Below are 25,781 nucleotides of genomic sequence, written 5' to 3' on the forward strand. Positions count from 1 at the left end.
ACTTTTAGACATGGAGGGGGTACAGTGTCAGTTTTTCATGCATTAGTTTTAGGTATTGTTCAAGGTCTGGGTGAATTTCTTCCCATTTCCAGCTCGGCACACCTAGTACTTATCCCCTGGCTATTCGGCTGGGAAGATCCTGGTTTAACCTTCGATGTTGCACTTCACATGGGTACTCTTTTAGCTGTAGTTCTTTATTTCTGGAAAGATTGGCTTCGCTTAATTCAGGCAGTATTTCAACGAAAGGCTTCGGACGAGAAAAGAATTTTCTGGTACTTAGTGGTGGCAACGATCCCAGGGGGCTTATTTGGACTGGCGTTAGAAAAAAAAGCAGAGACTACGTTTCGTTCTCCTCTGCTCATTGGCATCATGATGATTGTGATGGGGATTCTTCTTTATTTAGCCGATAGAAAGCGTCAAATTCGTAAAATGGATACGATGACGATGGCTGACGCTCTTTGGATCGGGCTTTCCCAAGCCTTAGCAATTATACCCGGAGTATCCCGTTCTGGAAGTACGATGACAACTGCTCGTTTTTTAGATATAAAAAGGGAGGACGCCGCTCGATTCTCTTTCCTTATGTCAACACCCATTATATTAGGAGCTGGAGTGCTTAAACTAAGACATTTAACAATGGCAGCCATAAATTTACCTTTTGCTGTAGGGGTGATTTCCTCCTTCATCGTTGGAATTATAAGTATCTCATTTTTACTTCAATATTTAAAAACAAGTAACTTTGGGCTTTTTGTAGGATATCGTTTTTTGATTGGGGTAATTGTCATCGGATTAGTATTAGCAGGACATTGAAGGTTCTCATTTGGTCCACTAAATCAGTAAATCATTCATATCCTTCCGTTGTTGCCCATAGTGTAACATGGAGGGATTTTTAATGTCTAAAAGAGCCTCACCGAGAAGTTTAGGACTTTGGCTGGGACAGATGCCAGTCGGTACGTTTAATGATATTACGGATGTTCCGGGAGTAAAAGTAGGCAATGTATCCCTTATCAAAGGAACAGGTCCCTTAGTTCCTCCTGGTGAAGGCCCGGTAAGAACAGGTGTAACAGCGATCATCCCTCGTCCGGAAAATTTATATCTTCAACCCTGTTGGGCTGGGATCGAAGTTATCAATGGTTATGGAAAATCAATGGGTGTTCCATTTATTCAAGAGATGGGGTTTCTGAACTGTCCAATTTTACTTACAAATACTTTGAGTGTAAGCGATGTAGGCCATGGGGTGGTTACATTTATGCTGCAGCAAAATCCTGAAATTGGTAATGATGCGCGGACGTCAAATGTGGTCGTTATGGAATGTGATGATTCGTTTTTAAATGATATAAGAGGGCGGCATGTCAAACCATGGGATGCCTTACTTGCTCTGCAACGCGCTGGAGGTGGACCTATACCTCAGGGAAATGTCGGCGCTGGGGTTGGGATGTCCTGCTACCAATTGAAAGGCGGCATTGGAAGTTCTTCCCGTCTTATAAAATGTCAACGAGGGGTTTATACCCTTGGCATGTTGGCCTTGGCGAACTTCGGACAATTGAGAGACTTAATTATCTCCGGTGTTCCAGTTGGGGAATTGCTTTCTGTTCAAACAGTGGGATATATACCCGGTTCTTTAATTCTGATAGGTATTACTGATGCACCTTTATCGAGGTGGCAATTAAAGCAGCTTGCACGTCGAGCAAGCTTAGGAATGGCTCGCACAGGGTCTATCTCTATGACTGGAAGCGGAGATTTTTGTTTAATGGTTTCTACGTCACCTTTTGAAAATCACCATTATCTATCCGATTGGCAGCTTGATGACTTCTTTCGGGCGGTCGTTGAGGCAACGGCTGAAAGTATCTGGAATGCGCTATTTTTAGCTGAAACCATGGAAGGAAGAAAAGGAAATATTCGCCACGCTCTTCCGATCGAGAAAACGCTGCAACTTATCAGAAACTGGAAAGGTGGTCGGGTTTAGACCTAGAGAAATAATGCTCCCATAGAATATATTCAAGATAAGTATTCGAAGAATTTGTCATGAATTTCGTTTTCAGTGCGTAAACATGCTAAGGGAGAAAAGCTAAGGGAGGTTCATTGTGAGTATCACCTGGCATACGATCTGGGAAGCTCATCCAGAGGTGTTTATTGCACAGAATTGGGTGGAATGCCCTGAAGACAAAAAGAAAGCAAATCGTCTCCCAACCCAATACTCCTATTTTATGGGTGGAGAGACGACGTTAAGAGTTGGCATTATTGCCAGTTCTTCAATTTTACGAGAAGAAGAATTTTTACTTGCAGGGGTATTATGGGGAAATAGGCTAAGTAATGGTGCCAAAACAATTATTTATTATGTTGCCCCTGATTTTTCAATGGCGTTCTTAAAAAGTATTTCTAAGATTGGTGGTAGTATTTCTGCTAGGGCCGTCTACTGGCGTGAAAGGCTCACTCCCAGTTTATATTTGATACCAGAGGAACGTCACAGTATCCAGCCGCGATATTCCATAGGTGAAGAGCGTCCAGACTGGGTACGATGGGGTCAAGGGCTAAACCCTGTTGCACGACAACAACTAATGATTATTAATAAATTCTTCGCAGAATTAAGCTATCGAAGAATACATGTGGAATTTAAACAACAGCATATAGCCTTTCTTTGGGGAAATTTCGAGATAGCGGAAGTTCGCCGTAATGGCAAAAAATTCGAACTAAGCAGTAAGCTTAAGTGGTTAAAAGATCATAACCTGCTTGCAAAGTGGCAAAAGCAGGGATGGGTAGACGCCTCTGGATCTATAAACAACGAATTTTGTATGGCCATCTACAATATTTTAGAACATCTAGAATCACTCGAGAATGAAGGAAAACTTCGTTCACAGGATCTGCTCGCTCTATGGCTTCATGAGGGCGAGGGTGTCTTAAAATCCCTTTGGGGAAGTCCCTGGCCTTGGCCATGGCTTCCTAAAGAACGGTGTGAAAACTCAGTGCTGGAGTTAGAACAGTGGTATTATTTTCAAGGTAATGGACAGTTGAGTGTTGTTTGTCCGATTTTTGAAAAGCCGCTTATGAAGGCTGCCCGAAGTATTATATTATCGAGCGTATTGGAACGAAGTCTTTTGCTCACGAATGCTAAGGACGAATCTGGGAATTCATTAGTTTGGGACGGTCGAATACATTGGCTAACAACTCTTGGTATGGAGGATGAGCTTAGGCGATGGTATTGTTGGATCAATAATATCGATAATTTTCCGATTTGGACTTTACCGGAAAATTGGAAAGAAAAGGGCATTTACGAAATCAACTGTCGTGCCCCATTCAATCAATCCCTTACGCCGAAAGACTATTTGTGAAATCTTCTAAACGAGGTAAATCGATCATCACCTCTGTTCCACATAGATGGGAAGAATCTTTAAAATGCAACTTGCCGTGATGCGCAAGTACGATCCTTTGAGCAATAGTAAGTCCAAGCCCAGTCCCTTCTTTTTGGGTGAAAAATGGATCAAGTACACGCTGACGAAGGTCTTCTGGAATCCCTTGACCATTGTCAATAACACTGACTCTAACGTATTGATCATAAACAGTAAGACGGATGGTCACCATTCCACCCTGAGGAGAAGCTTCAATAGCATTATTTAACAAAGAAAGAAATGCTTCAGAAAGTTGCTCTTGATCGCCCAGGACATATACCGGTTCTAAGGTGAGATCAAGAATAACTGTAACTCTTTCAATTTGGCTGAATGGTTCAATGGTTTGTGCAATAGTTTGGAGGGTTTCTGTTAGATTTATGAGCTTTAGCTGAGGGGCTGAAGGACTCGTTGTCAAAACAAATTTATTGAGGATTTGATCGATGGTCTGGATTTCATCAAGTAATAATTGTTGATAAGGGCGAAACGATTCAGGCCATTGATCGGGTGTGATTAATTGCATGAACCCTTTTATTGTCGTCAGAGGGTTGCGGATTTCATGTGCCAAGCCTGCGGATACCTGATTAATAATAGAAAGTTTAGCATATTGTACAGACGCTTCCGAGCGTTTTTTTTCTTCGCTGATATCGAAGAGAGTTAAAAGAATTCCGTATGGCCTGTCATGATCAAGCAGAGGCTGTGTTTGAAAGCGTAAGTGTTTAATATCGTCGAGGGGAGTTTTCCAGGTGAATTCTCCATACTCTCGGGTGGTGGTCGACTGACCATTGGGAAGAATACCTAAAATTTCCGAAATGGGATGACCGACTAATGAGGATTCGGGCAGCATTAAAAGAAGATTGGAAAGATGGTTAGATTCTAGAATAATTCCTGTATTAGCAAGGATCATGATGGCTTGGCGTGTGTAGTCTACAGTTGGAATTATCGTAGTTTTTTGATGGAGTAAAACTTGTATTGCCTTAAGATGACGTTGGTGGAGCCTTTTTTGTTGAATTTGGTTTCGATCATAGAGATACATCATTGCAAGCATAAAAATTAAGAAAAAGACATGTACTAAATATAGTCGAAGCGAAGGAGCCTTATAATAAACCAATGCAAACCCTAAAAGAAGGGTTGTAGCTAAGATCCAGGCTTTACCCCAGGCGGTTGCCCAGAGATTAAACCATAAAATGATTCCAACAAAAGGCAGAATGACAAGAATGGAATCAAAGATAATGTTAAGTGTCAATGCGGAAATAATTAAGATGTCTAGTATAAGAAGGAAAGATAGGATTAGTAAGGCGCTATGACGATGGAGTATGCGAAATTGAAGCGAAAACACAATCAAATCTCCTTCCAGAATTAACAATCAACCCTGAAATAGTGTATCATAATAACGCGTAGAAAATTGTAAGAATAAGTAGACGTCTTCTCTGATATAATTTGGTGGTAAGTGTCAAAAACCCTCTGAATACAAACATAGTTAGAACAAGTAAGGAAAAAAGTATTCGACAAATTCAGCCGACTATTAAGTCAGCTTTAGTCTATGCTAAATTTTAAGATGAAAAAATATAATGTTTGTTGTATAATTATGCGAGAGAGAAAGGAGACACAGTCATGAAATTACGTAAGGCAAAGATAGCCGATGTAGAAGAGATGATGTCGTTAATTAATAGTAATGCTGAACTAGGACTGATGCTTCCGCGATCAAGGAATATGCTCTATGAGAATATTCGTGAATTTATGTTGGCGGAGGAAGAAGGTCAAATAGTAGGGATCGCCTCACTTCATATTTTATGGAGTGATTTAGCTGAGATACGCGCCTTGGCTGTTTCCAATAATCATAAAAGAAAGGGGATAGGGACCAAGATTGTAAAAGCCTTAGAAGACGAGGCTAGAGAATTGGGTTGTTCTCGGCTATTTGCTTTAACCTATCAACGGGAATTCTTTAGATACTGTGGTTATGAAGAGGTTAGTAAAGATCAGATGCCTCAAAAAGTTTGGACAGAATGTATAAATTGTATTAAATTCCCAAATTGTGACGAAATAGCTGTTAGTCATATGTTGTAAGAATCACTTAAGTCTAATTAGGCAAATACAACGTTAAAATCCATCGCTAGTTGATTAGCGATGGATTTTTTAGATATAGGGTTTATTCTTTATATTTATAATTGGCCTGATTTTGAAGGAGTTTTAAGGTTGATGATGACCATTTAAGAATGTTGCTGGAGTATCGTTCGAAGGAATTTCCACTGAAAGTCTAGGTAGGCGCTGGTCATCTCATATTCACTTAATCCTTTGGACTGAAGAAATTCACGGGAGGAAATTTCGAATTCGCGTATAAATCCTAGAATATCATCTGCATGAGTTGACAACATTTTTCACCCTCCATTCGAAACCTGATTAGTATTGTCTCAATTTGCCATAATGTCCAACCTCAATCTTATTATAAAAAAATACTTTTAAAAATTCTGTTGCAATTGGGAGCCGGATGCTGAATTTAAATAGAAAGAATGAAGAATTAAAGAGAATTATTGTAGTTTCTTGCAGAATCAATGGGTTCGGGTTGGTAATAACGCCATAGTGAAACATCAAAGAGCAATAGGTTTCCCGCCCAGTAATGTCGTTTTGCTTTTGAGGCGTCTTCCATGATCATGTAACAATCAGCTAAAGCATGATGAATACTGGCAGTATAGCCGAATATTAATAATTTCTTTGTAAACCAGTGGGCACCATTGTCCGGAAATCCGTTTCGTTTCGCAGAGCACAAACTGCGTTCCAACATTTTAATCGCTTCAGGGACTTTACCTATTTTTTGGAGGACAATTCCTTGGGTGGCAAGCATGAGTGGGTCTATTTGTGAATGAGGGTTATCTCGAATGATGTAAAGTGCTCGTTTAGCTTTGCCTTCTTTAAGAAGAATGTCACAAAGGGTAGTGCAGAGCAAAGGGTCGTGACATGGAAGAAATTTTTCAAGTAGTGAGATTGCCTGAGTTGGTTCGTGAAAATAATAGTAAAGTTGGCTGGCAAAACGAGAAAGGGACAACGGACTGGTGTCTTGCGAAATGGTATGGGCCATGCGCCGGGCGGTGATTTTTTTCTCGGGAGGGGCAAAGGCTTTTTTCTTTACCATCGCAAAATATGATGTGACAAGGCCACTTGCCAGTGTGAGCAGCCCAATTCGTAATCCGAATCTCCAGAGGGCGAAAACAAAACCAAATAGTGTTAAGGTTGATAAGAACATAAAGAAATAGATCTTTTGGACGTAAAGTACTTCTAAATCAACTTGTACACCTTGCATTCCACCCCCCCTTTTTATATATTACGAGAGTCTTCAGACAAATAGACCATGCACTCAAAAGAAGGTGAAAATAACCCAGGGATGATTTCCCTGAGTTAAGACTTTTGTCTCGCATCCTTACCCAATGAGACTTTTCAGAAGTTGATACTTTTCTGAACTGGTATAACACCAGGCCAATTTTACCATTATAAGGTTTAACATATTCTTCACACAAAGTTCATGGTTGGATAATGAATATAGTTTATGATAATTTTAGTGGATAACTCTCGCTAGCTTAGCGGTTTACATAAAAGTGTTTTCTTCATTTTCCTCCTTCCTTTTTTATACCTCTCTAAGCGAGGGGATTTTTTTTTGTACATGAAAAGGCCCTCGGCAATTTGCAATTTGCCGGGGGCCTTTTCATGTATCAGGTATGTGTTATATGAGCAGTAGATTTCTTTGCCTGTAACTTAGTTGTAGTAACTTTGGCTGTTTTAGCCGATTTCTGGACCGTCTTCTTAGTCAATTTTTTAGCCTGATGATGTGTGCTTTTTGTTGAGGTTTGTGAAATTTTGGCATGATGCACTGGGGAAGCGGTTTGAGCGCTGGCGACACCAGCTGTTCCTAATAGTAGACCAAACATTGTTATAAGTGCAATACTAACTTTGACACGTTTCATTTAGCTCATCTCCTAAAATGTGATGAACTTATTATGTGCTAGAGTTGGGTAGTTATGCATCTTTCCTTGCCTATTTTGTGAGAAACTTTTTGTGCATTTTCCATAACACATACTTGCTGAAAAAATAGAAGCGGTGTTCTCTCAAACCCGCTTCTATTAAGGCTTTTTTGGTGGAGGTAAGCGGGATCGAACCGCTGGCCTCTAAAATGCGAATCTAGCGCTCTCCCAGCTGAGCTATACCCCCAATAATTATTTATTATAATCCAAAGGTTAAAAAATGCAAGTACTTTAGATCATATATCAAAATTACTTTTTGAATATCTGAAAATTGGCCGGAGGATTTCCGCGTCCAGAAATCCTCATCTGCGCAAGGTCCAGAGAGTGAAGTCTACTAGACTTTACTGGTTTAAACATAACGCAAACTTTGTCGAAAATCAATGTGTAATTTAATAGAGGATTTAAATTTGATCTTCCACGGAAAAAAATACGTTAGTTTAATCAGGTTTTCTTAGCAAAGTTAATAAGAATGAATGAGAACAATCTTAATCATAATATTTGCAATTTTTGACCAGTACATATTGTATTTTGAAGGCAGATATTTTACAATAGTGGTATGATGGTCTGACCATCGAATTCTTCTTTTTTGTCTAAATCAAGCTAAGAGAGAATTGAAATTATTTTTGAGGAGGATGCCTCTATGGCAAATGCTCGTTCTGCTGAATTATATGAAAGATTTAAAGCAAAACTAGAAGCGGTGTCTGGGGAATGTTATCGCGTGCAAACGGAAAAGGAAGCGGGAAAACTTATTGGAACTGTCTTAAAACAAAAAGGTGTTCAGAATGTCGCCCTTCTAGAAGGGGAAGTCTCCAGAAAAGGGAATTTTATACAGCAATTAACGTCTATGGACATAAAGGTTATGTGCGACCATTTTCGAGAAGTTACACCGGATGCTCATGCTGGAATCACTCAAGTTTCTTACGGGATTGCTGAATTGGGCACTTTGGTACAGGCAGATGAAGATGCTAATGTCGACCAACGTTTATGTTCTACACTCGTCCCGATTCATGTTGCTGTGGTTAGGACTTCGACACTCCTGCCGAGTTTAGCAGAAACAATGTCAACAATTCATTCACTTCCTAAAATTCCTGGATTTGTGGGTTTTATCACAGGACCTAGCAGAACATCTGATATTGAACGGGTTTTAACGATTGGAGTTCATGGGGCTAAACAGCTTATTGTTGTCTTTGTTGATGAACAGGGAGAGGGAGTGGCCTAAATGGCAGATAAACAATTCAAAAAGAAAATTTCTGATGCTCTCGGGAATGATGTTCTCCGAGGGGCTTTGGGTCGTTTTGGAGATGCTTATAGTGCTGCACGTGAAAAAGCGTATGAGGGATATGATTTCCCGTCCATTCGAGAAAATATTGTTAAGGTCAAATCTTATGCCGCGAGTCACCTTGATGAGATGATCGATCAATTTGAAAAAGCGGCCACTGCCAGGGGAGCTAAAGTTTATCGCGCTGCCACAGGTGAGGACGCCAAAAAGTATATTAGCGAATTAGCAAAACGACAAGGTGTTAAACGTATTGTTAAATCAAAATCCATGGCCTCTGAAGAAATTTTGCTTAATAAAGCGCTCATGGCACAAGGAATAGATGTTCAGGAAACTGACCTGGGTGAGTGGATACTTCAGCTAGCCGGGCAACATCCATCACACATGGTAATGCCTGCTATTCATATGACAAAAGAAGAGGTGGCTGATGTTTTTTCGGGACACTTACATAAGCTAAGTCAGCCCGTAATTACTGAACTTGTTAAAACAGCTCGGGAAGAACTGCGCAAGAAATTTCTTGAAGCAGATATGGGGATTTCCGGGGCGAACATGGCCATTGCCGAAACGGGTACCTTAATGATGGTTACTAATGAGGGCAATGGGCGGCTTACATCCACATTGCCTCCGGTTCATGTTTTTCTTGTGGGTATAGAAAAACTCGTCCCTAAGTTTGAAGATGCTACGCATATTTTGCAGGCCTTGCCCAGAAGTGCGACGGCACAACAGATTACAAGTTATGTATCTATGGTTACCGGCCCTACTCCTGCATACTATGCGGATGGAACTGTTAAGGATAAGGAGTTCCACATTATCCTTATGGATAACGGGCGCCGCGAGATGTATAACGATCCTAAATTTAAAAAAACATTTCAGTGTATACGCTGCGCCTCCTGTCTTAATGTCTGTCCTGCATTCCAACTCGTAGGCGGACATGTCTATGGGCATATCTATACCGGCGGAATCGGCACCATTTTGACCAATTTTTTAAACTCGGAAAACGATGCCAAAAATCCTCAAAACCTCTGTCTCCAATGTGGAAAATGTGCTGAAGTTTGTCCAGGGAACTTGGATATTCCTGAAATGATTTTGGAATTGCGCAATCGCATGGGGGAAAAACAAGGGCTTCCTTTCACTCAAAAATTCGCTCTAGATGTTGTCTCAAATCGGCGCTTGTTCCATTCATTATTACGTGTTGCATCCAAAGCACAGAAACCATTTTCTAAAGGTCAGCCAGTTATTCGTCATTTGCCGTTATTTTTATCGGGGATGACTGAAAAGAAAAGTTTACCGGCGGTTGCAGATATACCATTTCGTGATGTGTTTAAAACTATTAAACAGGATATTAAGAAACCGAAAGGAAAGGTTGCCTTTTTTGGAGGGTGTTTAATTGACTTTGTATATCCTAGGATTGGCGAAGGAGTTATAAGTGCTCTCAATGAAAAAGGCTATGAAGTTGTATTTCCAGAGGGACAATCTTGCTGTGGAGCTCCGGCGACCTATATGGGTGATCGGAATAATGCCCGAAAACTGGCAATCATGAACATTGAAGCCCTTGGAGCGGAGAATGTTGACTACGTGGTTAGTGCCTGCCCTACTTGTACCCATGCACTAAAAGAGAGTTTTCAGGAGCTTGTTCATGATGACCCGGCCTTAGCCAAACGTGCTGTAGAATTGAGCCGGAAATCGAGTGATTTCTCTAAGCTGCTTTCGGATTTAGGCGGCCTGAATCCTGGGGGAGATGGCGTTCCTCTTAAAGTAACATATCATGATTCCTGTCACTTAAAACGAAAAATGGGAGTTTACGCTGAACAGAGGAAACTCTTAAGCGACACGGCTGGGATTCAACTCGTAGAAATGAAAGAGTCAGATCGTTGTTGCGGGTTTGCAGGATCATACTCAATTAAGTTTCCAGAGCTTTCTGGGCCTATTCTGGAACGAAAGCTTGTTAACATTGAGGCTACGGGAGCTGACGTTGTTGCAGTTGATTGCCCAGGATGTTTAATGCAAATCTCGGGTGGCTTAGATAAACGCAATCCTGACATTAAGGTGATTCATACAGCTGAGCTTCTCTTAGAAAAACGAAAGAAAGCCCCTAAAAAGAGCAAGAAGTAGTTTCTTCAACAGTATTTGCGAAAAAGTTATATTTTTCTTCCAAGGATTTTATCGTCTGCACCACGAAGTAATAATCTGGAAATGGATACTTTGTTCGGAAAAAGCAGGCTAGGTATTAGCCTCGAAAGCGAGCGAAATCGCATGGACAAAGATAACTTCAGTTCCTAGATCGATGTTTCCAGGGAAGTCATTCTTTTTCTCAAGTGCTGCAGCATATGAGAAAAGAAATCTCAGTATTGCACCTCTGCAAAACAGAGTGAGTCGTATAGCAATTACTGGGAGCTATGGTTGAAGCCCCCGAGGAGAAATTTCTCAGGGGCTTTTTTTATGTATGTATAGCATATTTGATCTTGGGGAACTTCTAAGTCCCGGAAGGAATTTGAGGGAGAAAGTAGAATAATAGCGTTTATAATTAATATTAGTTACTATTCCGGTTTACTAAAAATCATGAATTATACATGAAAGGGAGGATAAGTTTGGGAATACATTGCCAACCTATATTCCCAAAAACAACATCACCTCTAAATCTTCCGGTACCTTCGGCACGTATTGCTCAACTATTCTATGAATTTCTTAGGCGTTATTATGAATGGAAAAGTGCTAAGATCCAAGAAGTAATCGGAATGCTTATATTGTTGATCATTGGGGCAGGTATCATAAGCATTCCTTGGATGATACCTAATATTGGAGTGATATTAAGCCTGGCTCTTCTCGCTTTATTCTATTTTGCTGCAAAACATTATCTAACGGTCAATGAAAGGGTATGTCACTTATATGTTAATGTACATATTTTGCACCATCATTTAATTGGAAAACTTGAGGTAGGATTTTGCGATCATCATGAGCCTTGTCACTGTGTCGAGGAATTTTTAGACTATGTTTCTAAAAACTATCATATAGATCTAGACGGAGGGTTCCTAACTTAATTATAAGGCCTATCTTAAGTAGCGATTTTTAAATAATAATGATAAAATGATAATGTTTATTTACAAGACTAAAATTGGAGGTATTTTAATGAAAAAGTATGTATGCAGCGTTTGCGGTTATGTCTATGATCCCGAAGTTGGAGATCCGGATTCCGGCATTGAGCCAGGAACCGCCTTTGAGGATATTCCGGATGATTGGGTATGTCCACTTTGTGGTGTAAGTAAAAGTGAGTTCGAAGTTGCTGATTAAGGTAACAATTTAGTCGAGCTTTGTCAAAAGGTCTATACACAACAAGGGGATGTAATAAGCTATTTATTCCATCCCCTTGTTATTCTATAATCTCAATTATTTAATATTATTGATTCACTAAGTTAAACAGGTGACTGCTTTTAAGGCAATCACCGTTTTTATTCTCAGGCCATATTTGTTCCCTAGTTCGGGTTACAGTTCCATAATTGCGGCCTCATCTCGATCTAATTTGTCCATGCAAGTTTTAAGGCGGGATCTCAAAACGGAATCGCTGACAGCGTCGCGCATTTGGCGCAAGAGGTCAATTGTCCGGCGGAAGACACTGATGATATCTCCTTCGTCGAGATTGCACATCGTTTGAATTTCCGCAAAAGGTTGGCCCTGACTCCAAGCATAGGTAATTCCTGAGACGCGAGCATCATATCGCACTGAATCTTCTCCGCATATACTCTGAATGTAAGCGATGATTTCCATAATAGGTGTGGAATCAAAGACCGTAGTTCGTTGAAAGTAATCATTTTTCCGAGCTTCAAAATCAATGCTTGATAGTAAGGCGTTGAGCTGATCATCATCAAGCTGGGTAAAAACCTCGGAGTAGATCAATTCAGTCACGAGGAGTTCTTGGACATAGATACGGCTGGCGCATGCTCCTCGAGGCAATAACTCATCGGCGCGCAGATAACCAATTTGACGAAGATGGTTTTTTTTGTATTCATACTCATGCAGAAAAGCATTTTCTTCAGGTAGGGCTTCCAGCGCAGTCAAAAGTTCTTTGTGTTGTTGATTTAAAGCAAGGAAGGTTTTGCTTTGGTTTTTGCAATAATTAAGCTGTTCAGAGTGACAAGTTTTGGGGCTTTGAGACAATAGTTTCTCCCATGATCGAATCTTTCGGGCCATTTCTCGCCCATAGGAGCGGGTTTGTTTACGAGGCCCTAAAGCTTTATACGCTCTGCGAAGCCGCTCTAGCTCTTTTTGCTTGGGCAGATGTTTAATGGGACATTTAAATGATCCAACTTCCTCACATAAGTTCTTTTTGGCCCCTTCGAGTTGTTGTTCGATATGGGCCAAATCGGAGTGAAGCTGATCAGAGTTCAATCGGTAACTATAGGCGGCAAAACTCTTTTGAAAATATGTCTCAATTTGTTCAGGTGTTAGAGTCGAAGTGAGATTTAATACAGTATTGTAGGTTAGGCGGAACTGACTTGTTAATGGCTCAAGTCTGTTCAACTGAAATTTGGGGGAGGGCTTTTTTCCATGAAAGCCAAGTCCACGATAGCAAATGAATACCCTTTTTTATCAATGCCCCGACGTCCGGCACGTCCAGACATTTGGAAAAATTCATGGTTAGCTAACGGCCGAAAATTGCGGCCATCATACTTATTTAAAGAATCAAAACAGACAGCTTTAACCGGATAATTAATTCCCACACTAAATGTTTCGGTGCAATAAAGTACTTTGATAAGTCGTTCTAAGAATAGTTCTTCGACAACTACTTTTTGAGAAGGAAGCAAGCCTGCGTGATGATAGGCAATTCCCTTAGAACATAAACGTTTTAGTTGTCGAGTCGATGGAAACCAATCGGATTCCGGACCAAAGTACTGAAGGAATTTATCTTCAACAATTCGCCGTTCCGGAGCTTTCAGATAATTGGCTATGGTAGCTAATTCCATCGCTTTTAAAGCACATTGCTTACGACTGAAAACAAAGAAAAGTGCTGGGAGATTGTTGCGCTGGATTGTACGGATGAGGTCTAAATGAGTTGTAGCGCTGAAAGGGTTTTCATCATTTTTTTTATTCTTTAATTGTTGGCGATAATAACGCCATAAGTGATCATAGTCGACGAGTCCGGTGTCTTTGGTATAGTAAAAATACTCCAGTGGTACGATCCGCTTGGTTTCTTCTATTAAGGCGACCTCTTCATGGCGAATAGATTCGATCCAATCAACTAAATGCCGGGCATTAGCAATGGTGGCACTTAAACCAAGAATCTTCATCTTTGACGGAGCAAGAATAATCGACTCTTCCCAGACAGTCCCACGTTCCTCGTCGTTAAGCCAGTGAATTTCATCAAAGACGATGTGTGAAACATATTCAAGATTGGGGTCTTCAGTAATTACCTGGTTGCGAAAAACTTCTGTTGTCATAATAAGAAGGGGGGCAGTCGGATTTAATACGACATCCCCAGTCATAATGCCTACGGAGTTTTCCCCAAACTGAGCTTTAAAATCACGATATTTTTGATTGCTCAAGGCTTTTATCGGAGCCGTATAGATAACTTTTAGATGTTCGCTCATTGCTTTTTCGATGAGATAATCAGCCACTAGCGTTTTGCCGGTGCCAGTGGGTGCTGCCACAATAACCGATTTTCCAGCATCAATAGCCTCTAAGGCCTCTTCTTGAAATGGGTCAAGGGTATATTCGTGATAGGTGCGCTCAGACATGTTAGTCAGCTCGTTTCTGATGTAATTTTACTTATTTTAACAAAAGGGATATTGATGGTCAACTTTAAGCAAGGGATGGTCTGAATTAGCACCAGAATCCATATGATGAAACAAGAGACAAGGCAAGGAGGGATTGGTGTGTCTTCGCTGAGATTAGAGATAGAGCAGACTATGGGACTCAAGTTTCCTGAGCGAAACGGAGCAGCGATTGTCAAGTTTGAGGAATCTTTAGAAATTCCCCGTGCAGCTGAAACGTTGATGCGGGGGTTATACCGAGATCCTGAGAGTCTGCGTCAGGGATTTAAGCGATTACATCAAGAAACTGGATCAATGATTGATCTTTTGATGCCAAGGCGTTCGCGTTTGCGGGAATGGTCAGACTCACTTCCTGAACGCCCCAGGGATGCCGAAGCTTTCTTAAAAGAAACAACCGACCAGCTGATGATTAGAGAACAACGCTTGGTTCAGACCCAACGAGAATTAATGGATCAATTACAAGAGAGCGGATTGGAAGACATTTTTCCGATTTCTCTATCAGCTTTTGGGATTTGTACCTATCGTGATCCATGTGTAAAACTCTTCCTTAAACCTTTAGGGAGGTTAGCAGAAATCCTCCAATTGAATCCTGAATCATTGCGTCAGGCAGTTCGATTGCATTTTCTTTGCCTGCTTCTGATTATCGCCGGAGTGGATCTCGATGGACAAGTATATACACGGGGAGTTGATGAGGAGACGATCCATTGGCTTTCCAGTATCTATGCAATTCGCTATTTAAAGCGCCAATCTACGGAACTGATTCAATGTTACCTTGAATGGGTTAAAGCCTGGGGAGGTAAGATTCCCAATCAAAGTATGCTCAGCGATAAAGTAAACGAAAAAACACGAGCCGCTATGATCTTTTGGCGCCGTCAATTGAATATAAGCTGGGCTGAATGTTGGCATATTATTAGCCAATTTGAATCTGAGAGTTCGAAAGACGTAGGAATTGATTAGGGCCAGTCGGCTAATTCATAAGGCTTAAGAATCTCCAACCGATCATCTGTCAGTTTAATGATGCCTGCTTTCTTCCAACCGTTGATGGCCCGGTTGACGCACTCTCGGCTTGTACCAATCATGCTTGCAAGGTCACGGTGGGTGAGAGAGGCATCAATATAAATAGGTTTCCCAGGGCCGGGTGCAGGTTGGGCAAGTCGTAGAAAAAGCGCGGCTAGAATTCCTGTTGTAGAACGGTTGGTTAATATACGTATGAACTCTTGAGCAAGCCTTAAGCGGCGGCTTAGTGTCCGGATAAGGGCTAAAGAAAGTGAGGGACTTACCTCAAGGATTCGTGGCATGATCTCATTATGTAAAACAAAAAGAGTACTATCTTGGAGAACTTCAGCTGTTGCTGGGTAAGGACCGGCTTCTAAAAGTAAAACTTCAGCAAAGCTGTCATAGGGTCCATACCAATCTAGAATTTGTTCATCACCTTCTGGTGTTGACTTGCTGAGCTTGACTTGACCAGAATGCACAAAATATACACATGATCCTATCTCTCCTTCAACAAATAGGAGCTGTCCCCGACGATAACGTCGTTCTTGGAAATGAGGGAGGAGAGGAGTGACATCTTCTGCACTTAAAGATGAGAACAGAGAAAAACGCAGAAGTTCTTCAGGTGTTAGCATGATAAGACCTCATTTCAGCAGTTCTCTCCGAACTTGTTTATCTGATACAGAATCAAACATGTTATAATTATATAGGAGAGATTTTCAATCGCTATGTAATAAGAATCACTGAAAACGAAAGAAGGGCATACACTGATATGGGAGGAATGCGTATGCTCGGAAATGAATTTACCCTCGTTCGTATTCGATCTGTTGTTAATACTCCCTTTCGAGTAGTAACCTTATTTGTTATTTTATTCTTAGTTGTAATCATTATCATCAATTCGGTATAAATGTAAGGCAACTTATTTTCCAAAGGCTTATGCTAATTGTTGCTGAAGCTTATTGGTTATTGGGGTGCGAAGGAGTGGCACTAACTTGCTGAGCAGCTCGGACTACTTCGGCCATGATACGCGCTTGATCCGGAAGTGCTTGAGATTCTATTTGTGTCAAGATCTCCCCTTGCAAAGAAACGAAGTACCGTGCTGGTAATCGGTTTAACGTTAAAGCCATAATATCTGCCTGACAATGTTCACAAGAACAAGTTATTGTATTTTGACGCAAATAATCTTGGAGCGCTTGTTGAACGACAATTTCCATATGATTCTTTAACTCATACATTGCTGTCATCTCCTTATTTTCCCTAATCATTTTTAATAATAAGCGTAATTCTCTAAAAGAACAAGAGGAAAAGAAGCACCCACTAATGGATGCCCCATTGATCAAAGCTCTATTTTTTTAGTTTGCTTGTTACTCCTTGCCAGAACCGACTCGTTTCATACCCGAGACGCCAGATAGCAATGCCCCGCAAACGATAACTTTTGACAAAGCCGAGACGGATTTTTGTGGAAAGCTCATTTTCAAACCACACACTGTGTCGTGCTCGGCCATGCCAATAGTAAAAATAAGGTTCAACAGCTGTATCTGACCAAAGAATACGGGCATTCGTTTTAGCTGCTAAATTAGGAACATCACGCATTGGAACAAGGCGCGTTGGTTCATTGGACCAATCGTAACCGTAAGCAGGTATCCCCAGTAAAATTTTCTCCTGGGGAAGATAACGTATAGCATAATCAAGAGCCTGGGTCATCCACGGCAAGCTGGCAATTGCGCCAGGAGACCCGCCTGAAAAATGTTCATCATATGTCATGAGGGTGATTGCGTCACATAACCTTCCTATCCCTGCGAAATCATAACCAGGGGCCTCCCATTCGGAACGTTTAGCAGGTATGGCAATGGTTAACAGCAAACCTTTATCATGTAAGGTAGCTCTAAGGGATTCCAGAAATGATAAAAAGGGAATCCGGTAAGAGGCTTCAACTCCTTCGAAATCGACGTGTACACCGGCTGCTGAGGGAGGAAGTAAGTTCATCATTTGATGAATGCAATTTTTCTGGGAGGTTGGCGAAGAAAGGACTGCACGTAAGGGTATAGGATCGAAAATTCGTCCATTAAAATTATGGAAAAGTATCAGGGGAGCAATGTCTTGTGCTAAGCTCTCCTGTAATGCGAGATTATTAATTTGACCGGTGAACAGCCCCTCAGCCTGAAGCTGAAAGGCAAAGTCGGCATAAACGTCGATGTGAGATCCCTGCTGACGGAGTGTGTCAATGGCTCTTAAATCGCCTTGGAAATCGTCAGAAACATAGCCAAGAATCCATACGCGCTTATCAATAAGCCGCCGCACAATGGGTGTCCAAGTTGGATTCAAATAGACCTCCTCCTCTTGATGCAATACTCTTAGGATAAGATATGAGGAAAAAGAAAATTAATCTTACTTTTTTGTGTGGGAAAATAAGGGAAGGGAGATGGAATAATTTGAACTGGGAATTTATCAAAAGACTTCAGGATGTTTATGAAATTTTGGATAAAATAGAACTGCAAACAATGGAGAGAGATTACCCGATCATCTGGGAAAAAGTGCATGCCACAAGCTGTGCTCAGATCGGCAGGATGTTGGCGCAAAAAAGACAGGTTGATGTCGAACAGGCTGCTTTGGCGTGTGCCTTACATGATAGTGGACGATGGGTGACTGGAAGACAAGAAAATCACGCTCCAAAAGGAGAGGAACTAACCCGTCGCTTCCTAGAGAAACAAAGCTTCCCACGTGACATACAGGAGCTGATCGTTAAGGCAGTTATTCATCATTCGAAAAAGGAAGAAATAGGAACACCTCTTGAGGAACTGGTGAAGGATGCGGATATATTGGATTGCTATTGGTATGGAGATTCAATCACCAAGAAGTTTCATGTTGCTCGGGTTCAGAAAGTTCTCTATGACTTGAAAATAGTGTCATCAATGGAGGGGTAGAGTTGAATAAGGTACTTCTTATAGCCACAGGCGGAACTATTGCTATGAGAAAAGATGAAGCCGGTAAGGTAGTTCCGGCAGTAAGTGGGCATGAACTGTTGGAAAGCCTTCCGGAGCTTACGAAGCAAGCAGAGTGGGATATCTGCGACTTTAGCAATGTTGCAAGTTGTAATATGAACCCTGCTCAGATGAGAAACCTAGCTAAAATCATCGAACAGCGTTTTTCCAACGATTCATCGTTACGAGGAATTGTCATTACTCATGGCACAGATACTCTCGAAGAGACTGCTTACTTTTTAGATATCGCTATTAAAGATCCAAGACCGGTAATTTTAACGGCTTCTCAGAGAGATGCGTCAGAAACTGATTCGGACGGACCCCGTAATTTGTGGAGCGCTATGCGTATCGCTCTGGATCCTCGTGCCGTGGGTCGTGGCGTCGTTATTGCACTTAATGAAGAAATTCATGCGGCTCGTGATGTCAGAAAACTGCATACCAATCACGTTGATGCTTTCAATTCTGGTGAAAAAGGAGCTTTGGGAACGATCGATACCGGGGAGGTTATATGGCATCGTAAACCGGAGCAAACGATTAAACTTGGAGTTCCCGAAAAGCTGGCGAAGGTTGGGATATGTAAGGTTTATACAGGTATGACGGGAAGCACTTTGCGTGCTATAGCTCAAGAGGCCTCTGAAGCTTTAGTTATTGAAGCTTTTGGTCGAGGGAATTTGCCGCCCCAGCTTGTGCCGGAGATGGCCGAGATGATAAAAAGGGGTATTCCCGTTGTGATAACCTCACGTTGTTTATTTGGACGAACCTCTCCCATCTATGGATATCCTGGTGGCGGTGCAGATCTTGAACGGGTGGGTGCCTGGTTTTCAGCCGATTTATCGACGGAAAAAGCTCGCTTATTCATAAGTATTGCTCTAGGTCAGGGAATGGCTCCAAAGACCTTAAAAGATATTCTAACAAATGGGGCCATTAATCTTGTTTGATTCTTCGAGTAACTATATGCGACGTAATCCTGTTATGGCAGGTTATTATATCTTCTATTTTGCCGCAGTAGGTATCTATTTGCCCTTTTTACCATTGTTTTTAACATATTCTCATATGAATACTCTTCAGCTCGGCTGCCTAATGTCAATTGGCCCACTGGCTGGTATTTTCGCTCAAACGATTTGGGGGATATTAGCTGATCGATATCATCGCAGCAAGGAATACCTCATGCTTGCATTATTTTTAACAGCTCTAATTTGTTTTTTATTTTCCTTAGCTAAAGATTTTAGCACATTTGCCTGTTTATTATTTTTCTATGCAGCTACGAACTCTCCAATTACACCGCTTTCAGATGCCTTAGTCCTCAATACGTTAAAAGATCGCAGAGATTATGGTAAAATTCGGCGTTGGGGTTCGTTCGGTTTTGCTTTAACGGCTGCTCTGGGGGGACTGATTTTTTCCTATTTTGAGTTATCATGGTTTGGGGCAATTGAAGGTATTATTCTTTTGAGTTGTTTATTATGGGCAAAATATTTGCCCAATCCACGTGATATAACTCCAATTGCATCCGGTAAACCTGCACCTTTCACCAGTGTCACCAAAGCTCCCGGATTGGCTGTCTTTTTGATCATTACAATGATGTTTATGATTCCGTATAACGCTTATTCGGCTTTTTTTGGCTGGCATATGCAGACGTTAGGGGCAAGCCGTTTCTGGATTGGCTTAGGGTGGACGATTGCAGCCTTGAGCGAAATGCTGGTATTCAGTAAAGGGAATACCTGGTTGACATGGTTTCCACCTCAAAAATTGATAGTTGTGTCCGGATGCATTTTTGCTTTGCGCTGGCTACTTTATAGTTTCGTTCAAGATTATCACTGGATAGTTCTCTTACAAATATCTCAGTGTATTAGTTTTGCTTTGTTTTATTTAGCGGGTGTTGAGTATTTAAATCTGCTTTTGCCGGCATATCTTCAAGGAAGCGCCCAATCAGCATTTAATGCCGTTAGTTTCGGAATTAGTGCAATGGTAGGAACCTCAGGCGCAGGTTGGCTTTTGGGAATGGGTGACATCGGTTTGTTATATAGAGTTTCTGCTCTTCTCACTGTCGGTGGTGTAATTATTGCGCTTACCTTCTTGAAAAAAAAGTAAATGGACCTACAAGGTCCAGTATCAGCCTAGGTGGCCCTTGGAGAGTTTACCCTTCTTCGGCAATAGATGGAGGCTCCTCTTAATTCCATATTGACAGGGTCAGAAAAGTGGAGTATGCTATAAACAAATGAGATACATTCTCAACTAAGGTGTAAGATTTTATTGATAATGATTATCAATAACAGTCGGGAGGGATAAACAATGGAACGCGACCTTGGGGATCTAAAACCCGGAGAACGGGCATGTGTAGAGCGTATTGATGGTGGAGGGGCATTGCGCCGCCGGATGATGGATATGGGAATTGTGCCGGGAGTAGAACTGGAGGTTGTCCGTTGTGCTCCTATGGGAGGTCCACTACAGATTCGCCTTAAGGGCTACTATTTAGCAATGCGCCGAGGGGAATGCGCTAAGATAATTGTTTCAGAGAAACAGCAGGAATGGATTGAACATTCCTTAGCCAGTCGTTGATCGATTGAAATAGATAATTGATTCTCGTTGCCGCTTAGACATATTGATCAATGCTTTATAAGGGGAGGCGGCTTGCCATGAAAATTGCTCTTGTGGGCAATCCGAATGTCGGAAAGAGTACGGTTTTTAATGCTCTGACAGGGTCTAATCAACAGGTTGGAAACTGGGCAGGAAAAACTGTAGAACGTAAGTCAGGGATTATTTATAGAGACAATCGTGAAATTGAATTAATTGACCTTCCCGGAACCTATAGTTTAACAGCTTATACACAAGAAGAAATTGTAACTCGGGAATATATTCTGCGTGAAAAACCGGACGTTGTCATGGCCATGGTCGATGCTTCCAATATTGAACGCAATCTCTATCTGGTGCTCCAGCTACTTGAGCTAGCGCCTCGTGTAGTTATCGGACTTAATATGATGGATCTGGCGAAGTCCGGAGGAATAATCATACATACCGCTGAATTGGCAAAAGCCTTAAATGTAACAGCGGTAGAGATCGTAGCGGCTAAAGGGATAGGCATCGAAGAGTTTTTATCAGAAGCAATTAGAATTGGATCATTGGAGAATGATCCTTTAACAAGTGAAGTGCCGTATCCTGATGAACTTGAACAGAAGATTCAGGCAATGGAAGATCTGTTGAAGAAAACATCTTGGGCCTCAAGGTATCCTTTGCGTTGGCTGGCTCTTAAACGCTTAGAGAGAGATCCTGAGGTTGGACAGGAGTGGAAGTCAATTGCTCCTGCTAAGTCTTCAAGTCGCAAGGACCATGAATCTTGCTGCGATCCTGGTGATGCTCTAAAGTATGAACTGCAAGAAGTTACAGAGCTTCCGGGAGAAGACTTACTTCAGGCATATGAGGAAGAAGGATGGACTAAAGATCATTTCGAAATGGCTTTTGCAGACGCTAAATACCGTTATATATCTAGGATTCTTCCAAAGTTCATGACCCAGGAAACTCTTAAGAGACCTACCCGCACGGATTCTTTAGATCGTTGGATTCTTTCTCCGGTCTGGGGTTATCCAATCATGATCGTTATTCTTGCCCTTGTGTTTTGGGCGTCCTTTATCGCCAGTGCCCCTCTAGGTGAGGCTGTTTCCCAAAGTATGGCCTGGGTCTCTGACCTTTTAGTGAACGTATTACAATTGATCCATGCTCCTGATTTTCTTTTGAGTTTAATACGAGATGGGATCTTTGCAGGAGTTGGTGCAGTTTTAGCTTTCGTCCCTCAAATTGCCATCTTTTTTGCTTTCTTTTCTTTTTTACAAGATAGCGGCTATTTAGCACGGGCGGCTTTTTTAGGAGATCGTCTGATGCAATTAATGGGCCTGCATGGGAAATCTTTCTTTTCTTTGGTATCGAGTTTTGGATGTAACGTTCCGGGTATCATGGCAACAAGAACCCTTGAAGACCCTAAGGATCGCTTAGTTACTATGCTCTTAAATCCTTTGATCCCCTGTGTTCCTCGCTTAGGAGTTATGAGCGCTGTCGTAGCAGCGTTTTTTCCAGGTACTCGTGGGGCAATAATCATGTTAAGCCTTTTGTTTATCAGTATGTTGCTCGTTATGATCTCAGCGCTATTGATGAGAAGAGTCGTTAATCAAAAGGAACGTTCTGCTTTTGTTATGGAGTTGCCTTTATATCATCTGCCCACTCTGCGCAATGTTTTATGGCCAACTTGGCATAAAACTTACAGCTTTCTTAAGAGAGCTTGGACATTTATCTTAGCTGCTTCGATTGTGGTCTGGATGCTAAGTTCTTTCCCCCAAGGGGTTTCTATGGACTTGACCTGGGCCGGTAAAATGGGAGGCTGGTTAGCATTCATTGGGCGGCCTTTAGGTTTTGACTGGAGGATTATGGTTGCCATTGTTTTTGGTTTTACGGCAAAGGAAACGACCTTATCAACCCTCGGGATCTTGTATGGTGTCGCTGCCAATGCTTCGCAGTCAATTGCCCAAGCGATGACGGGGGCCATGTCTCCTTTAAGGGCCTATACTTTTCTGGTAGTGTACATGCTTTACATTCCGTGTCTGGCATCGGTAGTAACAACGTATAAAGAATCTGGAAGCCTGCGCTGGACCGGTTTTGGAGTTGCTTATAACTTGATTTTGAGTTTTATTATGGGATGGATTGTTTTTCACGCAGGTCTTGCTTTAGGATTTCGATAATCGACTCAAACCATCTGGAGGGTGAGTTCATTGCTGACCAGCATCTTGAATGTTTTAGCTCGTAAAGAATCGTTATCTATGACTCAATTGGCGCATGAGCTGAATTCTTCGCCAAGAGAACTTGAAAGTGCGTTAGAACAAATGGAACATATGGGTTATGTTCGCAGGGAGACGTATGGACAGTCCTGCGGCAACAATTGCAGTCCAAACAAATCCGGCAGTCACTGTGAAGGATGTGGATTTGCTTCCTCTGAAACATTCGCTTTCTGGGCACTTACCGAGCGCGGGGAATCTCTTGCTGATATCAGGCAAAAGTGAAGTATTTGAGAAAGTTTAGAAATATGATATGATCTAACTGGTATCCGTCGCGCGAGTTTGTTGTGAGTGAGAAGGGAGCCCGGTTCTGAATGAGTAGACCCCGTGAGGAAAAATATCAAGCGATTTTAGATGCTGCAACAGAGGCATTCGCTGAATATGGTTTTTTCAACAGTCAGATATCAAAGATTGCAAAATTAGCTGGCGTTGCTGATGGAACAATCTATTTATATTTCAAGAATAAGGAAGACATTCTGATTAGCCTTTTTCAAGAACGAATGGGGCAATTTATTAATGAGATTCATCAGGAAACGGCCAAGTGTCAAACTACTCAGGAGCGATTAATGTGCATTATCCGAACTCACTTAAGATATATGCAAGAAAATCGATCCTTAGCAATGTTTACTCAAATCGAGCTCAGGCAGTCCAATCCGGACATCAGAGAGGCTATTTCTGGGCCATTGCGGGAATATTTCCATATCATCGAACAGGTTTTAACTGAAGGTGTTAACCAGCGTGTCATGATTTTAAGCGATGTGAAAGTTGGACGACAGATGTTTTTTGGAACACTCGATGCGATGATTAGTGATTGGGTTATTTCTAAAAAACCACGGTCTTTGCAGGGAATGGAGGCCGTTGTTTTCGATCTTATGTGCGGTGCGTTCAAGATCCAAGATCAACAAGCTGAGCTCCTAATAAAATAATGAATTTGATATTGCAAAATGAAAGAGAAGGAAGGACTGCCTGAGCATATCCTACCTTCTCTTTCATTCGTTTAATCGCACAAGCCAAAGCGGCCTAGACAATGGGTAAATGATCGCGTATTATTTATAGGAATGTCTAATACTATAGAGAACATGATCAAACGATAGGGAGAAAGCATATGGATTTTTCAGGTAAAGATAAAGCTACATATGTTCGAGAGACGTTTAATACGATTGCCGGTCATTACGATTTGATGAATAGCTTAATGAGTTTGGGAATGGATAAACGTTGGCGGCGCATAGCAGTTCAACGAGTAGGTGCTCGAAGAGGTATGAATATTCTTGATGTTTGCTGCGGAACAGGTCAACTTTCCACAGAACTAGGTAAAGCGGTAGGAAGTGAAGGCAGCGTGATTGGCTTAGACTTCTCCCGAAAAATGCTTGATGTGGCCCGACATGCTCTGGAGCAATCCCAAGAAAAGAAGCCGATCCAATTTATCCAGGGGGATGCAATGGAACTTCCCTTTCCCGATCATTCATTTGATGGTGTCACCGTAGGCTGGGGCCTGCGTAATCTGCCGGATTTGCGGCGAGGTATTCGAGAGATGACACGAGTCGTAAAGCCGGGTGGAAAGGTAGTTTCGTTAGATATGGCTAAACCAACCCTTCCAGGTTTTAAACAGGTATACTGGTTATACTTTGAGAAGTTGGTTCCCTTGATGGGCCAAATTTGGGCTAAAAAAGCAAGTGCTTATCAATACTTGCATGATTCTGCCGTGGAATTTCCGTCCCAGCAAGAACTTGTGAGGATCTTCTCCGAGTGCGGTCTCAGTGAAACAAGGTTTTTAAATTTGGCAGGTGGTGTTGTAGCTATCGTATCAGGGACAAAGCCTAAACATGGTTAGCCACTCTTTTTGAGCTGTTATTCAGCTCTTTTTATTTGATTAAAAATACTCCTTAAATAACCAAGCATGGTTTTGATAAGAATGTACATAATAAAATTGTTCAAAAAAAGTTTAGGAGGGACTAGCATGAAAGTTCGTGATGTCATGACCAGTACTGTTGATTGGGTAGGACCCAAAGCCTCGGTTGTTGAGGTAGCTCAACTGATGAAAAAAGACGATGTTGGATCAATTCCGATTTGTGATGACAATAAAGTAATGGGTATCATTACGGATAGAGATATTGTGTTAAATGTTATTGCAGCAGGACAAGATTGTAAAAATACTTTGGCCCAAGACATCATGAGTAAGAACGTTGTCAGTGTTTCTACTGATCAAGATGTCCATGAAGCGGCTGATTTAATGTCAAAGTATCAGGTTAGACGATTACCTGTTATTGATCAGGGCAAATTAGTAGGAATTCTTGCTATAGGTGATATGGCAGTTGAAAGAATTCACGTTAATGAGGCAGGAGATGCCCTGAGCGATATTTCGCAAGGTGCTCACCAAAGCTGGAACTAAAGGAAAGGGTGATACGTAATGGCCGAATTGCGTGATCGCATTGATTTAGGAACTTGGGGAGCGTTTCGAACTGGTTGGTGGGTCTTGCATGTCGTGGGTATTGTGGTAGTAGGTTATATCGGTTTTTGGCTAGCTAAAATGTAATCTTGACAACCGAAAGATCTCTG

At 41.6% G+C, this 25,781-nt stretch carries 26 protein-coding genes, 1 tRNA gene and 1 pseudogene; 19 read left to right on the plus strand and 9 right to left on the minus strand.

All coding sequences use genetic code 11. The features are described from left to right. Positions 1-24: 24 nt before the first annotated feature. The 3 genes from uppP (at position 25) to VZF35_RS22360 (ending at position 3,326) form a co-directional block, all read left to right on the plus strand. The gene (uppP, locus tag VZF35_RS22350) at positions 25-807 is read left to right on the plus strand and encodes an undecaprenyl-diphosphatase UppP (protein WP_407308591.1); all 783 of its coding nucleotides are present in this window, start codon (positions 25-27) and stop codon (positions 805-807) included. Positions 808-889: 82 nt separating this feature from the next. Continuing rightward, positions 890-1,963, plus strand: a complete 1,074-nt coding sequence (locus VZF35_RS22355) for a P1 family peptidase (RefSeq protein WP_407308592.1) — start codon at positions 890-892, stop codon at positions 1,961-1,963. Positions 1,964-2,081: 118 nt separating this feature from the next. Further along, complete coding sequence (locus tag VZF35_RS22360; RefSeq protein ID WP_407308593.1) at positions 2,082-3,326, plus strand: hypothetical protein; 1,245 nt, start codon at positions 2,082-2,084, stop codon at positions 3,324-3,326. Here VZF35_RS22360 and VZF35_RS22365 read toward each other — a convergent pair. After that, the gene (locus VZF35_RS22365) at positions 3,304-4,719 is read right to left on the minus strand and encodes a two-component system sensor histidine kinase NtrB (RefSeq protein ID WP_407308594.1); all 1,416 of its coding nucleotides are present in this window, start codon (positions 4,717-4,719) and stop codon (positions 3,304-3,306) included. The two genes, VZF35_RS22360 and VZF35_RS22365, sit on opposite strands and share 23 nt — an antisense overlap. A 275-nt stretch (positions 4,720-4,994) precedes the next feature. Here VZF35_RS22365 and VZF35_RS22370 point away from each other — a divergent pair, with 275 nt between their 5' ends. After that, positions 4,995-5,447, plus strand: a complete 453-nt coding sequence (locus tag VZF35_RS22370) for an N-acetyltransferase (protein ID WP_407308596.1) — start codon at positions 4,995-4,997, stop codon at positions 5,445-5,447. Between the two features lie 143 nt (positions 5,448-5,590). Here VZF35_RS22370 and VZF35_RS22375 read toward each other — a convergent pair whose 3' ends face one another. From VZF35_RS22375 to VZF35_RS22390, 4 genes are all read right to left on the minus strand, one after another. Further along, positions 5,591-5,755 carry a hypothetical protein gene (locus tag VZF35_RS22375; RefSeq protein WP_407308597.1) on the minus strand — a complete coding sequence of 55 codons (165 nt, stop codon included), beginning with the start codon at positions 5,753-5,755 and terminating at the stop codon, positions 5,591-5,593. A gap of 143 nt (positions 5,756-5,898) precedes the next feature. Continuing rightward, on the minus strand, positions 5,899-6,678 hold the full coding sequence (locus VZF35_RS22380) for a tetratricopeptide repeat protein (protein WP_407308598.1): 780 nt from the start codon (positions 6,676-6,678) through the stop codon (positions 5,899-5,901). A gap of 406 nt (positions 6,679-7,084) precedes the next feature. After that, complete coding sequence (locus VZF35_RS22385; RefSeq protein ID WP_407308599.1) at positions 7,085-7,336, minus strand: hypothetical protein; 252 nt, start codon at positions 7,334-7,336, stop codon at positions 7,085-7,087. Between the two features lie 168 nt (positions 7,337-7,504). Next, positions 7,505-7,580: transfer RNA gene (locus VZF35_RS22390), tRNA-Ala, on the minus strand. Positions 7,581-8,033: 453 nt separating this feature from the next. On the opposite strand from VZF35_RS22390, the gene VZF35_RS22395 reads away from it, so the two are divergent. The 4 genes from VZF35_RS22395 (at position 8,034) to rd (ending at position 11,957) form a co-directional block, all read left to right on the plus strand. Further along, entirely contained in the window at positions 8,034-8,612 is a 579-nt protein-coding gene (locus VZF35_RS22395; protein ID WP_407308600.1) for a lactate utilization protein C, read from the plus strand. Beyond that, positions 8,613-10,781 carry an L-lactate dehydrogenase (quinone) large subunit LdhH gene (ldhH, locus tag VZF35_RS22400; RefSeq protein ID WP_407308602.1) on the plus strand — a complete coding sequence of 723 codons (2,169 nt, stop codon included), beginning with the start codon at positions 8,613-8,615 and terminating at the stop codon, positions 10,779-10,781. Between the two features lie 476 nt (positions 10,782-11,257). Beyond that, positions 11,258-11,707, plus strand: a complete 450-nt coding sequence (locus VZF35_RS22405) for a hypothetical protein (protein ID WP_407308603.1) — start codon at positions 11,258-11,260, stop codon at positions 11,705-11,707. 88 nt (positions 11,708-11,795) lie between these two features. Continuing rightward, positions 11,796-11,957 carry a rubredoxin gene (gene rd, locus VZF35_RS22410; protein WP_407308604.1) on the plus strand — a complete coding sequence of 54 codons (162 nt, stop codon included), beginning with the start codon at positions 11,796-11,798 and terminating at the stop codon, positions 11,955-11,957. 192 nt (positions 11,958-12,149) lie between these two features. On the opposite strand, the pseudogene VZF35_RS22415 reads toward rd, so the two are convergent. After that, a pseudogene (locus tag VZF35_RS22415) lies at positions 12,150-14,398 on the minus strand (DEAD/DEAH box helicase). Between the two features lie 138 nt (positions 14,399-14,536). On the opposite strand from VZF35_RS22415, the gene VZF35_RS22420 reads away from it, so the two are divergent. Then, complete coding sequence (locus tag VZF35_RS22420; RefSeq protein ID WP_407308606.1) at positions 14,537-15,391, plus strand: hypothetical protein; 855 nt, start codon at positions 14,537-14,539, stop codon at positions 15,389-15,391. Here VZF35_RS22420 and VZF35_RS22425 read toward each other — a convergent pair. From VZF35_RS22425 to VZF35_RS22435, 3 genes are all read right to left on the minus strand, one after another. Continuing rightward, positions 15,388-16,062 (minus strand): Crp/Fnr family transcriptional regulator, encoded by a 675-nt coding sequence (locus VZF35_RS22425; protein WP_407308608.1) that lies wholly within the window; start codon positions 16,060-16,062, stop codon positions 15,388-15,390. The two genes, VZF35_RS22420 and VZF35_RS22425, sit on opposite strands and share 4 nt — an antisense overlap. Before the next feature lie 321 nt (positions 16,063-16,383). Further along, complete coding sequence (locus VZF35_RS22430; RefSeq protein WP_407308609.1) at positions 16,384-16,662, minus strand: late competence development ComFB family protein; 279 nt, start codon at positions 16,660-16,662, stop codon at positions 16,384-16,386. 109 nt (positions 16,663-16,771) lie between these two features. Then, positions 16,772-17,752 (minus strand): glycosyl hydrolase family 18 protein, encoded by a 981-nt coding sequence (locus VZF35_RS22435; protein ID WP_407308610.1) that lies wholly within the window; start codon positions 17,750-17,752, stop codon positions 16,772-16,774. A gap of 107 nt (positions 17,753-17,859) precedes the next feature. Here VZF35_RS22435 and VZF35_RS22440 point away from each other — a divergent pair, with 107 nt between their 5' ends. From VZF35_RS22440 to VZF35_RS22485, 10 genes are all read left to right on the plus strand, one after another. Beyond that, a complete protein-coding gene (locus VZF35_RS22440; RefSeq protein WP_407308611.1) occupies positions 17,860-18,351 on the plus strand; it encodes an HD domain-containing protein in 492 nt (163 codons plus the stop codon). A 2-nt stretch (positions 18,352-18,353) separates the two neighbouring features. Beyond that, complete coding sequence (locus VZF35_RS22445) at positions 18,354-19,346, plus strand: asparaginase (RefSeq protein WP_407308612.1); 993 nt, start codon at positions 18,354-18,356, stop codon at positions 19,344-19,346. Positions 19,347-19,362: 16 nt separating this feature from the next. Continuing rightward, complete coding sequence (locus VZF35_RS22450; protein WP_407308613.1) at positions 19,363-20,496, plus strand: MFS transporter; 1,134 nt, start codon at positions 19,363-19,365, stop codon at positions 20,494-20,496. Between the two features lie 201 nt (positions 20,497-20,697). After that, positions 20,698-20,964, plus strand: a complete 267-nt coding sequence (locus VZF35_RS22455; RefSeq protein WP_407308614.1) for a ferrous iron transport protein A — start codon at positions 20,698-20,700, stop codon at positions 20,962-20,964. A gap of 77 nt (positions 20,965-21,041) precedes the next feature. Next, entirely contained in the window at positions 21,042-23,132 is a 2,091-nt protein-coding gene (feoB, locus tag VZF35_RS22460; protein WP_407308615.1) for a ferrous iron transport protein B, read from the plus strand. A 21-nt stretch (positions 23,133-23,153) separates the two neighbouring features. Beyond that, a complete protein-coding gene (locus VZF35_RS22465; protein ID WP_407308617.1) occupies positions 23,154-23,450 on the plus strand; it encodes a FeoC-like transcriptional regulator in 297 nt (98 codons plus the stop codon). An 89-nt stretch (positions 23,451-23,539) separates the two neighbouring features. After that, on the plus strand, positions 23,540-24,151 hold the full coding sequence (locus VZF35_RS22470; protein ID WP_407308619.1) for a TetR/AcrR family transcriptional regulator: 612 nt from the start codon (positions 23,540-23,542) through the stop codon (positions 24,149-24,151). 179 nt (positions 24,152-24,330) lie between these two features. Then, a complete protein-coding gene (locus VZF35_RS22475; RefSeq protein WP_407308621.1) occupies positions 24,331-25,056 on the plus strand; it encodes a demethylmenaquinone methyltransferase in 726 nt (241 codons plus the stop codon). A 126-nt stretch (positions 25,057-25,182) separates the two neighbouring features. Then, positions 25,183-25,614: a CBS domain-containing protein gene (locus tag VZF35_RS22480; RefSeq protein ID WP_407308623.1), complete on the plus strand. Its 432-nt coding sequence runs from the start codon at positions 25,183-25,185 to the stop codon at positions 25,612-25,614. Between the two features lie 18 nt (positions 25,615-25,632). After that, positions 25,633-25,758, plus strand: a complete 126-nt coding sequence (locus tag VZF35_RS22485) for a hypothetical protein (protein ID WP_407308625.1) — start codon at positions 25,633-25,635, stop codon at positions 25,756-25,758. Positions 25,759-25,781: the final 23 nt, after the last annotated feature.

The organism is Desulfosporosinus paludis (assembly GCF_045689965.1).
GTDB lineage: Bacteria > Bacillota > Desulfitobacteriia > Desulfitobacteriales > Desulfitobacteriaceae > Desulfosporosinus > Desulfosporosinus paludis.